This is a genomic window from Sphingomonas sp. 22R3R2A-7, from assembly GCF_036856055.1.
In the GTDB taxonomy this organism is placed as follows: Bacteria; Pseudomonadota; Alphaproteobacteria; order Sphingomonadales; family Sphingomonadaceae; genus Sphingomonas.
Map to the genome: position 1 here is coordinate 475,382 of NZ_JASPFR010000001.1, position 17,061 is coordinate 492,442.

At 65.7% G+C, this 17,061-nt stretch carries 12 protein-coding genes and 2 pseudogenes; 8 read left to right on the forward strand and 6 right to left on the reverse strand.

Features of this window, described 5'->3' with window-relative positions; translation table 11 throughout:
• Positions 1-12: 12 nt before the first annotated feature.
• Positions 13-828 carry a transglutaminase-like domain-containing protein gene (locus QP165_RS02195; protein WP_333993517.1) on the reverse strand — a complete coding sequence of 272 codons (816 nt, stop codon included), beginning with the start codon at positions 826-828 and terminating at the stop codon, positions 13-15.
• A 13-nt stretch (positions 829-841) separates the two neighbouring features.
• Positions 842-1,804, reverse strand: a complete 963-nt coding sequence (locus tag QP165_RS02200; protein WP_333993519.1) for a transglutaminase family protein — start codon at positions 1,802-1,804, stop codon at positions 842-844.
• On the opposite strand from QP165_RS02200, the gene QP165_RS02205 reads away from it, so the two are divergent.
• The 8 genes from QP165_RS02205 to QP165_RS02240 all read left to right on the forward strand — a co-directional run bounded on the left by QP165_RS02205 (position 1,803) and on the right by QP165_RS02240 (position 11,390).
• A complete protein-coding gene (locus QP165_RS02205) occupies positions 1,803-2,606 on the forward strand; it encodes an N-formylglutamate amidohydrolase (RefSeq protein WP_333993521.1) in 804 nt (267 codons plus the stop codon). The genes QP165_RS02200 and QP165_RS02205 overlap by 2 nt on opposite strands.
• Before the next feature lie 194 nt (positions 2,607-2,800).
• Positions 2,801-5,707, forward strand: a complete 2,907-nt coding sequence (locus QP165_RS02210; protein WP_333993523.1) for a PAS domain-containing protein — start codon at positions 2,801-2,803, stop codon at positions 5,705-5,707.
• Between the two features lie 112 nt (positions 5,708-5,819).
• Complete coding sequence (locus QP165_RS02215) at positions 5,820-6,047, forward strand: hypothetical protein (protein WP_333993525.1); 228 nt, start codon at positions 5,820-5,822, stop codon at positions 6,045-6,047.
• Positions 6,044-6,790 carry a cytochrome c oxidase subunit II gene (locus QP165_RS02220; RefSeq protein ID WP_333993527.1) on the forward strand — a complete coding sequence of 249 codons (747 nt, stop codon included), beginning with the start codon at positions 6,044-6,046 and terminating at the stop codon, positions 6,788-6,790. Before QP165_RS02215 ends, QP165_RS02220 begins: the two co-directional genes overlap by 4 nt.
• Positions 6,787-9,333, forward strand: a complete 2,547-nt coding sequence (ctaD, locus tag QP165_RS02225; protein WP_333993529.1) for a cytochrome c oxidase subunit I — start codon at positions 6,787-6,789, stop codon at positions 9,331-9,333. Before QP165_RS02220 ends, ctaD begins: the two co-directional genes overlap by 4 nt.
• Positions 9,330-9,731 (forward strand): hypothetical protein, encoded by a 402-nt coding sequence (locus tag QP165_RS02230; RefSeq protein WP_333993531.1) that lies wholly within the window; start codon positions 9,330-9,332, stop codon positions 9,729-9,731. The genes ctaD and QP165_RS02230 overlap by 4 nt, the downstream gene beginning before the upstream one ends.
• Positions 9,728-10,348, forward strand: coding sequence for a cytochrome c oxidase assembly protein (locus QP165_RS02235; RefSeq protein ID WP_333993532.1), 621 nt, complete (start codon positions 9,728-9,730; stop codon positions 10,346-10,348). Before QP165_RS02230 ends, QP165_RS02235 begins: the two co-directional genes overlap by 4 nt.
• A 250-nt stretch (positions 10,349-10,598) precedes the next feature.
• A complete protein-coding gene (locus QP165_RS02240) occupies positions 10,599-11,390 on the forward strand; it encodes a c-type cytochrome (RefSeq protein ID WP_333993534.1) in 792 nt (263 codons plus the stop codon).
• Positions 11,391-11,397: 7 nt separating this feature from the next.
• On the opposite strand, the gene QP165_RS02245 is transcribed toward QP165_RS02240, so the two are convergent.
• The 4 genes and pseudogenes from QP165_RS02245 to QP165_RS02260 all read right to left on the reverse strand — a co-directional run bounded on the left by QP165_RS02245 (position 11,398) and on the right by QP165_RS02260 (position 16,998).
• Complete coding sequence (locus tag QP165_RS02245) at positions 11,398-12,909, reverse strand: Ppx/GppA family phosphatase (protein ID WP_333993536.1); 1,512 nt, start codon at positions 12,907-12,909, stop codon at positions 11,398-11,400.
• Positions 12,906-15,070 (reverse strand): annotated as a pseudogene (locus QP165_RS02250) (RNA degradosome polyphosphate kinase). The gene QP165_RS02245 and the pseudogene QP165_RS02250 overlap by 4 nt, the downstream one beginning before the upstream one ends.
• 28 nt (positions 15,071-15,098) lie before the next feature.
• The gene (locus tag QP165_RS02255) at positions 15,099-15,743 is read right to left on the reverse strand and encodes an HdaA/DnaA family protein (protein ID WP_333993538.1); all 645 of its coding nucleotides are present in this window, start codon (positions 15,741-15,743) and stop codon (positions 15,099-15,101) included.
• An 11-nt stretch (positions 15,744-15,754) separates the two neighbouring features.
• Positions 15,755-16,998: pseudogene (locus tag QP165_RS02260) on the reverse strand (heavy-metal-associated domain-containing protein).
• Positions 16,999-17,061: the final 63 nt, after the last annotated feature.

Below are 17,061 nucleotides of genomic sequence, written 5' to 3' on the forward strand. Positions count from 1 at the left end.
AGCGCGAAACGCTCAAGCCGTCGCTTCGACCTCGTCCGTATGGACATCGAACCCTACCAGTTGCGCCCGACCAAACGTCGTGGTGAGCGCCGCATCGGTCGCATCCCTTCCCCGTGCCATCAGGATCCGGCCGATCCGCGGGGTGTTGTGGCGCGCGTCGAACGTATGCCAGCGGCCACCGAGATAGACGTCGAACCATGCGGAGAAATCCATCGGCGCATCGACCGGCGCTATGCCGATATCGCCGAGATACCCGGTGCAATAGCGCGCCGGGATGTTCATGCAGCGACACAACGTGATCGCCAGATGCGCGAAATCACGACATACGCCCTGCTGTTCCTGATGCGCATCCCATGCGGTCTTGGTCGAGCGGGCGTGATGATAGCCAAATTCGATATGATCATGCGTGAACGCCACGATCGCCTGGACGCGCGCCCATCCGGACGGGACGTGGCCGAACAATGACCATGCGGTTTCCGACAGCCGGTCTGTCTCGCAATAGCGGCTGCCGAGCAGGAAGATCAGGATCTCGTCGGGCAGATCCTCCACGGCATGCTGTTGCGCGTCGAGGTCGACAGGATCGGGCTTGCCGTCGTCAGTCACCGTGAAATCGCACGACAACGTTAATCCACCCGCAGGGATCGTCATCCGCGTACATACGTTTCCGAACGCGTCGAGATAATCGTACATCGGGATATCGGGACCCGCGACGATCCGGTGCGGCGAGACCAGATCCTTGTTCCGCGATGGATGGATCGACAGCATCGCCATGAGCGGCGTCGGCGCCTCTGCCTCGAAACGGATCTTGTAACCGGCGCGTATCAGCATGCAATCGGCCCTTTCATGCCTTCGCCCTGCGGGGCGGCGGCGCAACTGACGGTTGAGTATTGGAAATCTGGGCGTTGGTCTCAGCCGGATCGTCGACGGCGACGTCGACGGACACGGTCATGTCTTCGAAGCTTCCGGGAAAGCCGGCCCAGGTGCCGGACACGGGCACGGCCTGATAAATGTCACGGGCGATCGCGACGCGGATCAAGCCACGGCTGCCGACGATACCGTTGGTCGGGTCGAACTCGACCCAACCCGATCCCGGCAGATAGACGCGGACCCAGGCATGCGTGTTCCCGCCGCCCGTGCGCTGATCCCGCTTCGTCGGGCTATAGACATAGCCGGACACGAACCGCGCCGCGAAGCCGAGCGCGCGCACCGCCTCGATCATCAGCATGGCATAGTCGCGACACGTCCCGTTGCGTCTGGCGAGCGTCTCGATCGGCGACTGCGTCCCCTTTTCCGGGCGCGGGACATAGGTGAATTCTCGCCGGATCGCTGCCGTCATCGAGGACAGCATCGCCAGCGTATCCGTCTGACCCGAGACATCGACGAACCGGCGCGCCCAGCGATCGATCTCGCGCAGCGGATCGTGATGCTGGCGCTCGATCGATCGTAGCAGGTCGGGCATGTCTTCCGAGGAATAGGTAAACGGATAGAGCCGGGCATAATCCTCGATATGCACGCTTTCGAGGTCGGCGGGGCTATGCTCGAGCCGCACGCGGCTATCGAACACGAGGTGCTTCGCACGCCTGTCGAACGTTGCCACCGCGACCGAATTGCCCAGCACATCATGCAGCCAGCGGACTTGGGCCGGTTCGGGCGTGATCGTCAACTCGGCCGAGATCAGGCGCTGGTCGTGGCTTTCCCGCGGCCGAACCATGATCCGATGCTCGCCAAACGAGACCGGGTTGCGGTAAGAATATGTCGTCACGTGGGAGAGTGTGAGAAATGGCATCAAGGATCCGTGTCGCATGACCAGCGAGCCTCACCGCCCGCTGATCACGGCAGAAGACATTCCACCGGTCGCGACAGTCAACCCGGGAGGGACCTCATCGTTCCTCCTGATCGGCGATCATGCGGGAAATGCGGTCCCAAACGCGCTGGCATCGCTCGGCGTCGCGCCGGACGAACTGTCGCGGCATATCGGCTGGGACATCGGCATCGCCGAGACCGGCGCGATGCTGGCCGAACAGCTCGACGCGGTGTTCATCCATCAGGCCTATTCCCGGCTGGTCGTCGACTGCAATCGTTCTCCAGCGCAACCCGACGCCGTCGCGGAAGTCAGCGACACCACGGTCATACCCGGCAATCTTGCACTGTCCGATGATGCGAAGGCGGAGCGCTTCGCGGCGATACACGAGCCGTATCATGCGGCAATCGCGCGTGAGGTCGCACACCGCAAAGCCGCCGGTCGGACGACAATCCTGATCGCGCTGCATAGTTTCACGCCGCTCATGCGGGCACTGGCCACGTCCGGCGATCGTGCCACAGCGACGCTGCGCCCCTGGCACATCGGCATTCTTCACGACGGTGGCGACACGACATTTGCCGCGGCGCTTCTGAATGTTCTGAACGCGGACCCGGATCTCGTCGTCGGCGACAACGAGCCCTATCGCATGGATCTGATCGACTATACGATCCCCCGGCATGCCTATCCGGATCGCCTGCCCTATGCCGAGATCGAGATGCGTCAGGACCTGATCTCCAACCATGAGGGATGCCGGCACTGGGCCGACAGGATTGCGCACGCGCTCGTTTCGGCCTGCGCATCGTAAGCCTTCTGTCCTTCGACCCACGGGCAAGACGCGCGCGCCCGACTGGCGATAGCCGCTAGCGACCGATCATCGGGATCGTCGCGAAAGCTCGGGATCATCCGGCGCGCCGGACGCGTTCAGACGGGGCGAATTTCTTACAAACGCGTCCCCGTCATACTCACGACCAGAAGTAGCCTGCACAAATGCCTTCGAACTTGACGAACACACCGGCGGAGGCTCGTGCTTCGACACCGCCGCAAATCCCGACCGAGGCGCGATACCGTGCGCTGTTCGAAGCGATCGATGCCGGCTTCTGTATCATCGAAATGCTGTTCGAGAACGATCGCCCGGTCGACTACCGCTTCCTGGAGGTGAACCCGCAGTTCGAGTTGCAGACCGGGCTCGTCGATCCGGTCGGTCAAACCGCGCGGACGCTGGCGCCGGGGCTCGAACAGCACTGGATCGACACCTATGGGCGCATCGCCCTGACCGGGGAGCCGATGCGTTTCGAAGACGGGTCGGCTGCGATGGGGCGCTGGTTCGAAGTACAGGCGGCGCGGATCGGCGATCCGGCGGCGCACACCGTCGCGATCATCTTCACCGACATCACCAAGCGGCGGCAGACCGAGATCGCGGTGCACGAATCCGAGGAGCGGCTGCAACTCGCCCTCTCGGCAGGTAGCGGGATCGGAACGTGGAACTGGGATGTCGCCGAGGACCGCGTGACGGCCGACGCGCGGTTCGCGGCGCTGTATGGCGTCGACCCCGACGCTGCCCGTACGGGTGCGCCGCTGGCCCGGTTTTTCGCGCGGATCCATCCCGACGATATCGCTGCGACCCGTCAGCATATTGATGCCGCGCTCGCCTCCGGCGGGGCTTTCGTGGCGGAATACCGGCTTCTCGACAGTGACGGCTCGATCCGTTGGGTGACCGCACAGGGACGGTGCGAGCTGTCGCCTGACGGCGCCCCGCTCCGCTTTCCCGGAATCAGCTTCGAAATCACCGCGCGCAAGCTTGCGGAGGTTCGGCAGACAGCGTTGCTGGCGCTCGGCGACGTCGTCAGGGAAATGACCGATCCCGGCGATATCGCGTATGCCGCATCGGAAATCCTTGGCCGCGCCCTGCAGGTAAGCCGCGTCGGCTACGGCGTGATCGATCCGGTCGCGGAGACGATCACCGTAGCGAGAGACTGGAACGCGGATGGCATAGCGACGCTCGCGGGCACGCTCCATTTCCGTCAGCACGGGAGTTACATCGAGGATCTGAAGCGTGGCGAGGTCGTCGCGATCGCCGATGTCGAGCACGACCCGCGCACTGCTGGTTCGGCGGAGGTCCTGAAGCGGATCAGTGCATCGTCGTTCATCAACATGCCATTGCTCGAACAACAGGGTTTCGTGGCGATCATCTATGCCAACCACGAACACCCGCGTGTCTGGGCGAGCGAAGAGATACGCCTGATGCGCGACGTTGCCGAGCGCGTGCGCGCGGCGACCGAACGCCTTCGCGCCGAGGCGGCATTGCGAGAAAGCGAGGAACAGTTCAGGGTTTTCGCACAGGCCGTCCCCAACCAGATCTGGGCTGCAGCGCCTGACGGGAAACTCGGCTGGTTCAATAACCAGGTCTACGACTATACGGGTTTCGAACGCGACAACCTCGAAGGTCTCGAAGACTGGGGATCGCTCGTCCATCCCGATGACCGCGACCAATCCATGGACGCATGGCGCGACGCGCTTTCGTCGGGCACGAACTATTCGACGGAGTTTCGCATCCGCCGGGCCGATGGCGCCTATCGGTGGTTTCTCGTCCGGGCCGAGGCCGTGCGCAATCCGGCGGGGGCGATCACACGCTGGGTTGGCACCAACACCGATATCGACGATCGCCGACGCCAGGCCGCCGAGATGGCGCAGTGGAACCAGACGCTGGAAGATCAGGTCGCGACGCGCACGCACGAGCTGATGGAGGCCGAAGCGGCACTCCGGCAAAGCCAGAAGATGGAGGCGGTGGGTCAGCTTACCGGCGGCATCGCGCATGATTTCAACAATCTGCTGACCGGGATCATCGGCAGCCTCGAGCTCCTCGGCGTTCGGATCGCGCAAGGGAGGCTCAGCGATGTCGAACGCTATTCGATCGCGGCACAGGGCGCGGCGAAGCGTGCAGCGGCGCTGACTCACCGGCTCCTGGCGTTCTCGAGGCGTCAGACGCTCGACCCCCGGCCGACCGACGTCAACCGGCTGGTCGGCGGGCTTCAGGAGCTTGTCACGCGCACCGTCGGCCCCGACGTCACGGTCGAGGTCGTCACCGCGGCAGGCCTTTGGCCAACGCTCGTCGATCCCAATCAGCTCGAGAATGCGATCCTCAACCTGTGCATCAACGCGCGCGACGCGATGCCGAGCGGGGGGCGGCTCACGATCGAGACGGGAAACCGCTGGATCGATCTTAGAACCGGACGCGAACGCGACCTCGATCCGGGACAATATGTCTCGTTATGCGTATCCGACTCGGGCACCGGGATGACCCCCGAGGTGATTGCAAAGGCCTTCGACCCGTTCTTCACGACCAAACCGCTCGGCCTCGGTACTGGGCTGGGACTCTCGATGATCTACGGTTTCGCGCGACAATCGGGTGGGCAGGTCCGGATCTATTCCGAGGTTGGCGAGGGTACGAACGTCTGCATCTATCTGCCGCGCCATTTCGGTGATGCCGAAATCGCCGAGCCCGATTCGGAGCTGACCGCAGCGCCGAGAGCCGGTGCTGGCGAGACCGTCCTTGTCGTCGACGACGAGCCGACGGTGCGGATGCTCGTCGTCGAGGTTCTCGAGGAACTGGGATATTGTGCGATCGAAGCGGGCGACGGGCCTGCCGGGTTGAAGATCCTGCAGTCGGACGTCCGGATCGATCTGCTGGTGACCGATGTCGGTCTGCCTGGCGGCATGAACGGTCGGCAGATGGCCGACGCCGCGCGGATCGGTCGCCCGGACCTCCGGATTCTGTTCATCACGGGCTATGCGGAGAATGCCGTCGTGGGCAACGGGCATCTCGACCCGGGCATGCACGTGATGACCAAGCCGTTTGCGATGGAGGCGCTGGCAGGACGCATCAAGGATCTCATTACCTTACGATAATCAGGATATACCGCGTACACGTGGTATTTCTTCCATGACAAGCCTGTCACTTTCCGGCTTACCTTGCGTCCGACGCGCCGTTAGTGGGCGCATGACACTCTGACGCAAGGGCATGATGCGAAAGGCGATATTTCTGGCCGCGGGGGCAGCCACGCTATCGCTGGCCGCCTGCAATCAGCACCAGTCCACGTTGTCGCCGTTTGGTGAACAGGCGGATCAGGTCCGCTCGATTGCGATCGTGCTCGTCGTCGGATCGGTCATCCTCGCCGCTGGCCTGGCGCTCCTCATGCGGCACGCGATGCGCGCGCCCGAGGGGCAGCTCACGCACAAGGGGGGATGAAGCTGGTGCTGTGGCTCGGCGGGATCGGCCCGTCGATCCTGCTGCTCGGGCTGCTGGTCTATGCGCTGCCGGCGATGCGGCCGATCCCGGTGGCGAACGCCGATCTGCGCATCGGTGTCGATGGCGAGCAGTTCTGGTGGCGTGTGCGCTATGCCCCGCCCGGTGGGTCGGTCGTCGAGGCCGCAAACGAGCTGCGTCTGCCCGTTGGCCGCACGGTCGAGCTGTCGCTGCGCAGTCCCGACGTGATCCACAGTTTCTGGGTGCCCGGCCTCGCGGGCAAGATGGACATGATCCCCGGCCGCACCAACCGCCTCGTCGTCCGCGCGACCAAGGCGGGGACGTACCGCGGCGTCTGTGCCGAGTTCTGCGGGCTGGGCCACGCGCTGATGGCGTTCGACGTCGTCGCGATGGAGCCCGCCGCGTTCGAGCGCTGGCTCGCCGCGCAGGCACGCCCCGCGACGCCGACCCCATCGCCCGGCGCACGGCTGTTCGCCAGCTATGGGTGCAGCGGCTGCCACAGTGTCCGCGGGATCGGCCCGGTCGCCAGGATCGGCCCTGACCTGACGCATTTCGGTTCGCGCCCGACGCTTGCCGCCGGCATCCTGCCGATGACGCACACCAACATCGCGGGCTTCGTCCGTGACCCCGGCAAGACCAAGCCCGGCGTGCGCATGCCCGCCTTCCCGCAGATGTCGGCCGCCGAAGCCGACCAGATCGCCAGCTATCTCCAGGGGCTCAAATGACCACCGAGAGCGCCCAGTACGTCGCCCCCGACCAGAACGATCCCGCGGTCCGCAAGGGTCAGGAGGATCGCCTGCGCGAGGTCTGGAAGCCGCCCTCGGGCTGGTTCTTCCGCTGGACCGACGTCAACAACAACCGGATCGGCGTGTGGTACACGCTGACCGCGTTCGGCTTCATGCTGGTCGCGGGCGTGCTCGCGCTGATCATGCGCACGCAGCTGGCGGTGCCGAACAACGATCTCGTGACCGCGAACACGTTCAACCAGCTGTTCACGCTGCACGGCTCGATGATGATGTTCCTGTTCGCGGTGCCGATGTTCGAGGCGGTCTCGATTATCCTGCTGCCACAGCTGCTCGGCGCACGCGACCTGCCCTTCCCGCGACTGTCGGGCTTTGGCTATTGGAGCTTCCTGATCGGCGGCGTGTTCGTGTCGGGATCGATCTTCTTCGATGCCGCCCCCGATGGCGGCTGGTTCATGTATCCGCCGCTGACGACGCGGACCGATCTCAGCGGGCTCGGTGCCGACATCTGGATGCTCGGCCTCAGCTTCATCGAGGTGTCGTCGGTCGCGGCCGCGGTCGAGCTGATCGTCGGCGTGCTCAAATGCCGCCCGCCCGGCATGCGCCTCAACCTCATGCCGCTCTACGCCTGGTATATCCTGGTCGTCGCGGTGATGATCCTCTTCGCGTTTCCGCCGCTGATCGCCGGCGACGTGCTGTTTGAGATGGAGCGGCTGCTCAACTGGCCGTTCTTCAACGCGGAAAAGGGCGGCGATCCGCTGCTGTGGCAGCACCTGTTCTGGATCTTCGGCCACCCCGAGGTCTATATCGTCTTCCTGCCGTCGATCGCGCTGTTCGCGATGCTGATCCCGACCTTCGCGCAGCGGCATCTGCTCGGCTATCCGTGGATCGTGCTCGCCGCGGTCGGCACCGCGTTCCTGAGCTTCGGGCTGTGGGTCCACCACATGTTCACGACCGGGCTGCCCAAGATCAGCCTCGCCTTCTTCGCGGCGGCGTCGGAGGCGGTCGCCATCCCGACCGGCGTGCAGATCTTCGTGTTCATCGCGACCCTCTGGGCGGGCAACGTCAAGAAATCGACGCCTTTGCTTTATGCGACCGGAAGCCTGGCCGTGTTCGTGATCGGCGGGCTGACCGGCGTGATGGTCGCGGTCGCGCCGTTCGACTGGCAGGCGCACGACACCTATTTCATCGTCGCGCATCTCCATTACGTGCTGATCGGCGGCACGCTGCTCCCGCTGTTCGCCGGGCTCTATTATTACTGGCCGCTCGTCACCGGCAAGAAGCTCAGCGACAGGCTCGGGCGGATCGCGTTCTGGATCATGTTCGTCGGCATGAACCTGACCTTCTTCCCGATGCATCTCTCGGGCCTGCTCGGCATGCCGCGCCGCGTGTTTACCTACCCCGAGGAGCTCGGGATCGGCGGGCTCAACCTCGCCTCGACTGCGGGGTCGTACCTGTTCGCGCTCGGCGTGCTGATCGTCTGCATCGATCTCGCGCTGTCGCCGCGCCGTCCCAAGTCCCCGCGCAATCCGTGGAACGCGGGCACGCTCGAATGGCTCGCGCTGCCCGACGACGAGGACTGGGGCATCCGATCGGTCCCGCTGATCGAGAGCCGCTATCCGATCTGGGACCAGAAGAACTTCGTCCAGAAGGTCGACGAGGGCCGCTTCTTCCTGCCCGACGCGGAGGAGATGCGACGCGAGTCGATCATCACCACCGTGCTCGATGCACGGCCGTTGCAGGTGATCCGCCTCGGCACGCCGAGCGTGAAGCCGATGATGACGGCGGTCGCGCTGGCGGGCGTGTTCATCCTGACGACCTATCATCTGTATCTCCTGTCCGCGCTCAGCGGCGTCGCGACGCTCGCCTGCGTGCTGTGGTGGCTGTGGACCGGAACCGCCGAGATCCCCGAGAAACCGACCAAGCATATCGGCCACGGGATAGAGGTGCCGCTCTACACTTCGGGGCCGTCGGCGCCGGGCTGGTGGGCGATGTTCATCACGATGATGGCGGATGCGACCGCGTTTTCGGGGCTGGTGTTCGGCTATTTCTTCTTCTGGACGATCCACACCAATTTCCCGCCCACCGGTGTCGGGCTGGACGGACCCGGCGTGTTCTGGCCGATGGTCGCACTGGCCGCGACGCTGGTCGGCTGGGCGGCCACCGTCGGCGCGCGCGAGGTGCATCGCCGTGGCAACGTCGGCGCGGGCCGCGCGCTTCTGGTCGTCGGGATCATCGCGACGCTGTCGAGCCTGTTCGCCGGGCTAGCTGGGCCGTGGTATTCGGGGCTGGATCCCGAACTGCACGTCTATCCGGCGATCGTGTGGACGCTGGCGATCTGGACCGCGGTACACGCCGCGATCGGCGTGATCATGCAGGCCTATACGCTGGCGCGCAGCCTCGCGGGCAAGATGACGCCGGTCTATGACGCAGACCTGCGCAACATCACCGTCTACCACCATTTCCTCGCACTGACGGGCATCGTGACGTTCTGCACGATCGGCCTCTTCCCGGGTGTCGCATGACAACGCCGAAGGACAACCGGAAACACTGGGCGCGCGACCTCAAGGTCACGCTGTGGACGCTGATTATCCCGCCGACGATCTGGGCCGTCCATTTCCTGTTCTGCTATCTGTGGGTCGCGGTCACCTGCGCGAAATCGCCGACGCCGGGAACGGCGCTGGACGGATTTCCACTGGCGACGCTGATCGCGACGATCGTCGCGCTGCTCGGCATCCTCGCCGCGGGCTATATCGCGCGCGTCCAGTCGCAAACGCCGGGCGACCCGGCACCGCATGACGAGGGGACCGCGATCGACCGGCTGCGCTTCCTCGCGCTCTCGACCCGGCTGCTCGCCGCACTGAGCTTCGTGGCAGTGATCTTTACCGCGCTGCCCGTCATCGTCTTCGGCGATTGCCGATGAGACGCGCGAGCCTCGTGCTCGGCGCGGTGCTGGTCCCGCTCGGCTGGGCGTCTGCCGCGGCGCCGCTCGGAATGGTCGGGCATATGACCGGCCACATGATCGCCGTCGCCGTTGCCGCGCCGGTCCTTGCATATGGCCTAGCGGGCAGCCGCTTCGATCCGGCCGAGCGATGGCCGGCGGTGGTGACGCCGCTCGCGATGTCGCTCGTCGAACTGGTGGTGGTGTGGCTCTGGCATCTGCCCGCGCTGCGGATGCGCGTCGACATGCAGCCGCTGGCGTTGTTGATCGAGCAGGCGAGCTTCCTCGGCGCGGGCCTGCTGCTGTGGAGCGCGGTGCTCGGCACGCGGAGCGGCGGTGCGACCGACCGGCGCGCATCGGGCGTCGCGGCGATGCTGCTGACCTCGATGCACATGACTCTGCTCGGCGCGCTGATCGGCCTCGCCCCCAGGCCGCTCTACGCGATGATGGCGATGCACCCTGCTGCACATGGTCTCGATCCGCTCGAGGACCAGCAGCTCGGCGGCGTCGTCATGCTGATGGTCGGCGCGGCGAGCTATTTCCTCGGCGGGCTCGCGATGCTCGGCGGTTTGTTGAAGACACGGAGCGCGACGGCATGACGATCCGCATCACCTGGGCGCGCGCGATCGCCGCCATCGTCGCGCTGGCGCTCGCCGGGCTGTTGTTCGCCTGGTCGGGCGTGTTCAACATTGCCGCGTCGTCGGGGCATTGGAAGATCACCGACTGGTTCCTCCACTGGACGATGCGCAACTCGGTGCGCACGCACGCCGCGTTCACCGCGCCCGACGATCCCAAGGCGCGCGAGGGCCTCGTGAGCGCCGCGGGCCTGTTCCGGGCAAGCTGCGCCTCGTGCCACGGCGCGCCCGGCGTGCGCCCACTCCCGGTGATGCAGGCGGCGACGCCCCCGCCCCCGACCTCGCGGTCAACGCGCGCGAATGGACCGACAAGCAGATCTTCTGGATCCTCAAGCACGGCGTCAAATATACCGGGATGCCCGGCTGGGCGGCGAAGGACCGCGACGACGAGGTCCGCCGCATGGTCGCCTTTGTCCGCCTCTTGCCCGAGATGTCGCCTGCGACCTATCGCGCCCTGACCGAAGTTCCCGGCAGCGGTACCGCCGGTCCCGACGCGGCGCGCATCGCCGCCTGTGCCGGCTGTCACGGCGCGGACGGTCGTGGTCGCGGACAGCCCGACATGCCCGTGCTCGGTGGCCAGAGCCCCGCCTATCTGCGCGCGACGCTCGAGGCCTATGCGACCGGCAAGCGACAGAGCGCGGTGATGGCGAACGCCGCCGCGACGCTGACGCCGGCCGAGATGACGCGGCTTGCGGATCACTTCGCGGCAATGCCTGGTATCGGCGCGACAACGCCCAACGGCAACGTCAAAGCCGCACGGATCGACCGCGAAGGCCTGCCAAAGGTCCAGCTCCCGGCCTGCGCAAGCTGCCACGCGCCCGGCAAGCCCTATCCGGTGCTCGCGGGTCAGCGCGCCAGCTATATCGCGCAACGCCTGCGTAACTGGCGCGGCGACGAGACGGTGGTCGATGCGCGCAAGTCGCAGTCGACGATGCCCGTCATCGCGCGGCGGATCCCCGAAGACATGATCGACCCGCTCGCACGGTATCTGTCGGGCCAGCGCTAAGCCCGGCTCAGGCAATCGCGAGCGACGGCTTTCGCCCCAGTGCCGCGGCAAGTGCGGCATGCCGTCGCTCGACCGCCTCGCCATAGAGGCCGCGATCGTCGGCAAGCAGCGTCAGCGTCAGAGCGGTACCGTCATCGGTCAGTCTCGATCGTTTGAGAGGTCCGGCCAGGCCGCCGCTCATCCGCTGCCCCAGACGCATCGCAAGCCCCCACGCCGTTGCGCTCTTGATCGCAGCGGGACTCGCCAGTCGACCGATGGGATCGGCTGCGGTGAGGTCGCCGCCGAGGCTGGCAGAGAGCGCCTGCGCGAGCATCCCGCGTCCTGGCGCGTCGATCGCGACCCAGTTGCCGTGAAGGGCGATTTCGACGCCACGCTCCGCGCGAAACTCGGGATTGGCGCGCCAGCCGACATCGGCGAGCAGGCAGGCGGCGTGACGCAATCTTGCCGTCGCCGGTGGCTCGTTCACGAACAATGGCGCGATCCATCGGTCGAGCAGATCGCCGTGCTCGGGGAAGCGGCCGAGCAGACGCCCCTCTTCACGCGCCGCGACGATCAGCGGGTCGAGCGCGCGCGTTACCGTGTTGAGCTGCTCATAGAGCAGACCCTCGCGCAGGCCGTATGACGACACCACCGTCGTCCGGCTGCCCAGCTGGCGCATGAGCACACCAAGCAGCGCGGCGGCATCGGCAAGCGTCGCGGTGCGCCCGCTGGACAGGCCGGGTATCGCCTTCAGCCGCGGCTTGGAGAGTTGCGGAATCGTCCGGCTCAGTCGCGTGATCGTGGCGGCCGTCATCGAATATTGATGGATGATCGGCAGCGGATAATCCGACAGCTCCATGTCGAGCCGGGCGAGTGCCCGCCAGGAGCCACCGACGAGGAACAGCGGAAGCCCCTGCCCCCGCTGATCCCAGCCTGCTTCCCGCACGAGTCGCGCAACATGGCGTTCGAGCACCTTGCCCCGCTTTGCGCGCATATCCCCGATACGCAGAACGCCGAGCGGAAAGGAGACGCGGTCCTCGATCTTGCCGCTGCGGATCCGGACGAGTTCGAGGCTGCCGCCGCCGAGATCGCCGACGATCCCATCTGCCTCGGGGATCGCCGAAAGCACCCCGTAACCGGCTGCGCTGGCCTCCTGTTCGCCGGACAGCGTTTCGACCGTAAGGCCAAGATGCTCGGCTGCGGCGATGAGGTCCGAACCGTTCCGGGCATCACGCACCGCCGCCGTCGCCACGGTGCGCACGACGGTGCATTCCATTTCGCGCGCGATCGCGGCAAACCGCGCCAGCGCGATCCGGGCAGTCTTCAACGCCGACTTTTCAATCGCGCCCGTCGCCGCGAGTCCACGCCCGAGGCCCGCCAGCACCTTCTCGTTGAACCGGATCGCGGGAAGCCGCGCCGGACCTTGGTAGACGACGAGCCGGATCGAGTTCGACCCGATATCGATGATCCCGGTCCGCGGGTGATCGTCGGTCTCGACCCGGGGCTTACCTGTGCCGAAGAGAATGTTGGTGACGCTCATCGTTTTCGTCGCAGCGACAAGGTGGGCACGGCATTGCTGGTCGCGAGCGAGGCGCCGCGACCCGAGAGCGATGGGTTCGTCATGAAATACCGATGCAGGTTAAATGGCCGGTCACCCGGATCGACGCGCGTATAGTCGCCATCCGGCCCGAGCTCCCAGCTCTGTTCGTTGTCGATCAGGTTGGCGACCATCACCTGATCGAGAATCTGGTCATGTACCGTGGGGTTCAGAATGGGCAACATGTACTCGACGCGACGGTCGAAGTTGCGTGGCATCCAGTCCGCCGAGGATATGAACAGCTTGGCGCCGTCGTTCGGAAGCGCCTTGCCGTTGCCGAACGCCCAGATCCGGCTGTGCTCGAGGAAGCGGCCGATGACGGACTTGACGCGGATCGTCTCGGACAGGCCAGGCACGCCCGGACGCAGGCAGCAGATACCTCGGATGATCAGGTCGATTTCCACGCCCGCCCCGCTTGCCTCGTACAGCTTTTCGATGACGGCGGGGTCGACGAGCGAGTTCATCTTGGCCCAGACCCCGGCGGCCCTGCCCGCGCGCGCGTTGGCGATCTCGACGTCGATCAGGTTCACGAGATTCTGCCGCAGGTCGCGCGGCGACAGGCTGACACGCTGCATGTCGATCGGTTCGACATAGCCCGTGATGTAATTGAACATCTGCGCGGCATCGCGACCCACCGCGGCATCGGCGGTGAAGAAGCTCAGATCGGTGTAGATCTTGGCGGTGACGGGGTGATAATTCCCCGTGCCGAAGTGGCAATAGGTGCGAAATGCCTGTCCCTCGCGGCGGACGACCAGCGAGACCTTGGCATGCGTCTTCCAGTCGATGAAGCCATACACCACCTGAACCCCCGCGCGCTCGAGCGCCGACGCCCAGACCATGTTCTGTTCCTCATCGAACCGGGCCTTAAGCTCCACGACCGCGGTCACCGACTTCCCGGCCTCGGCCGCCGTGATCAGCGCGTTGATAACCGCGGGCTGCTTTCCCGCGCGGTAGAGCGTCTGCTTGATCGCGACGACGTCGGGGTCGTTGGCAGCCTGCTTGAGGAAAGCGAGCACCACCTCGAACGTCTCGTACGGGTGATGGACGACGATGTCCTTCGACTTGATCGCCGCGAAGCAATCGCCGCCGAACTCGCGGATCCGCTCGGGAAAGCGGGGCGTGAACGGGGGAATTTGAGATCCGGGCGGTCCTCGTCGACGAGTCCATCGAGGTCGACGATACCGAGAAGATTGCCGCTTTCGGTGATGATCGCATCGGCGCCGCCAAGCTCGTCCTTGAGCACCGCGGCAAGCACGTCGGGGATCCCCGTTTCGAGCTCGAGCCGGATCACGCGGCCGCGCCTGCGCCGCTTGATCGCGTTGGCAAAGTAGCGGACCAGATCCTCGGCCTCTTCCTCGATCTCGATATCGCTGTCGCGCAGCACGCGAAAGCTTGCCGCCGCGAGCACGTCGTACCCCGGAAACAGCACGGGCGCGAACCGCTTCAGCAGCGTCTCGATCGCGACGTACCGCGCCGGCTCGCCCGGGAGTCGCACGAACCGCGTCATCGTGTGCGGAAGCATCACCAGCTCGCGAACCGGTTCGTTGTCCGAACGCCGGACCAGATCGAAGATGACCGAAAGGCCACGGTTCGGGATGAAGGGAAACGGGTGCGCGGGATCGAGCGCCTGCGGGGTCAGGATCGGGAAGATCTGTTCGCGAAAATGCGTTTCGAGCCAGTCATCGGCTTCACCCTCGACCGCCTCGCGGCGAAGGACGAACAGACCGGCATCGTCGAGCAGGACCCGAAGGTCGCCCCAGACCGCCTGCTGGCTTTCCATCAGCGCATCGGCCTCACGGACGATCCCGCTGAGTTGCTGGCCAGCCGTCAGGCCATCGGCGGACCGCCGATCGACGTCCTGCGTCTGCTGCCCCTTCAGTCCGGCGACGCGAACCATGAAGAACTCGTCGAGATTGGATCCCGAGATCGACAGGAAGCGAAGCCGCTCGAGCAGCGGATGCGCGGGGTTGCACGCCTCTTCCAGAACACGCCGGTTGAACGCGAGCCATGACAGCTCGCGATTGAAATAGCGGTCGTTCGGCTCTGCGCCGATGGGATCGTCGTCGTCTTCCGATTGGCGGACGATATGCGCTGGACGGTTCATCGGTCCTCTTTGGCTCGAGTGCTGAGGGTCAGGGCGGCGTGAAGATCGGGAGATCCAACGCCAATTGTGGCCGGACGATCAGACCCGCCTCGGTTAGAGTGGTTCTTGCAAGGGGAATGGACAAACGCCGACGACGTTCCATGGCCTCCTGGTCCAGCGCATCTACGGTTCGCGTTACGGCAATATGACTACGCTCAATTCGCGTGGCGAGCCAGTCGACCAGATCGGGACGGGCATCGAGGCTGCGTCGCTCGAACAGATGGGCAAGCAGCAGCCGCATCAATTCGTCGTCCGGCGCGCCGATCGCAGCGATCGGGCTGGCCGAAAGACGCGAACGCAGGTCGGGCAGCTTGACCTTCCACTCGGGCGGCGCGGCATCGGCGACGATCAGCAGGGGCCGGTGCTCTTCCTGCGCGCGATTCCACGCGTGAAAAAGCTGCGCCTCGGGCAGCCGTTCGGCGTCGTCGATGATCGCGCCGCCGGTCTTTGCGGCAAAGATGCGTGCCAGCAGACTGCGGCCCGACTTGCGCGGCCCCGTCAGGATCGCGGTCATCACGGGCCACGTCGCGGTGTGTTCGAGCGTCTGGACGGCACGGGCGTTCGAAGGCGTTACGAGGAAGGCGTCGTCACGGGGGTCCGCCGGCCATCCCAATGGCAGCGCAATCTGGGTCATTCCGGCTATGCTCACCCTGTCGTCGCATTGTCCGCCGGAAGGTCCGGCGGGAGAAGTTGGGTCACCCGGCGTATGCGGATCGTCTGTCCCGAGCCGAACACCTGATATCCGCGCGCCTCGAGCGCGGCCTTCAGCGCTGCGGGATCTCCGTCGAAGGTCACGCGCATCAACGAGACGCCGCCAAGCGCCAGGCTGGTCGTCGCCGCCGACCGAACGCCGGGCACTGCCCGCATCGCGCTCTCGGTCGCGGTGATGGCGGCGGCCGAAGGCGTATCGAACTGGATCGTCACGGGCAGCCCGGCGCCCGTCGCCAGCTGGCTGAGATTGGCCTCGGCGACGCTGTCGATGCCCACTGCTTCATCGAGCGCCACCTCGGGCGGCGGCGGCGGCGACAGCGTCGCGTCAGGACGCAGCGTCCCGTTGCGCCGTGCCTGCTGATACAGATCGTCGAGTCGCTTTACCCCGGCGTCGAGCAATTGCGGCAAGCCATCCGGGCTGCCGACGCGCAGGGTGAAGCGGCCAATCATCTGATTGTCGGGACCGTGACGCGCCTCGAACGCGCCAATGACGGGTCCACCTGGCCATTGGCGGTACAGCCTGACGACCGGGATCAGGACGTCATTTGCGCCATATTGATCGAGAATTGTCCGCCACCAGCCGCGTCCGGGACGTTGCGACTGGCCCAGATTGAGCAACAGCGCATCCGGACCAGTGCCCGAAGGCCGGACATAGTCGATGCTGCTGTTACCGGTGCGATAGCGCGCCCAGGCCTGTTGCCATTCGGTCCGCTGCTCGAAGCCTTGCGCGACCCCGCCCGACCATTGGAGCGGTAGGACGAGCATCGGTGGCGAGCGATCCGCATAGGCCGAGATCCCGAGGATCGACCCCGCGCGCGTGCGATCGAACAAGACACCGAGCTTGGCGACATAACGCTGCGGACCGATCTGCTCGTTTTCGACGACGATCCCCGATACCAGCGAATCGAGCGTACCGTCGGACACCAGCCCCCGCCCCCGCCAAGCCGGTCGGACAACTGGACCCAAGCCTTGCGTTGCGCGAGGCGCCAACCGCCATAGCGCGCGGCGTCGGCGGATTTGCCAGACACGTCGACGACGACTCCGCTGACCTCGTAGGCGCTACCGCTGTCGACTGGCGGCGCGCCCCGGCCGCCACCCTCGATCTGGGCGAGCACGGCGCCGCCGCCAAGCAACAAGGCGGCGCCGGCGAGGGCGGTGGGCAGGGCACGGATACGCATCACATCGGCCTTTTGGCGAAGCAGGCGTGGAAATCCAAGCGCGATATGGCTAGGCGCATCGAA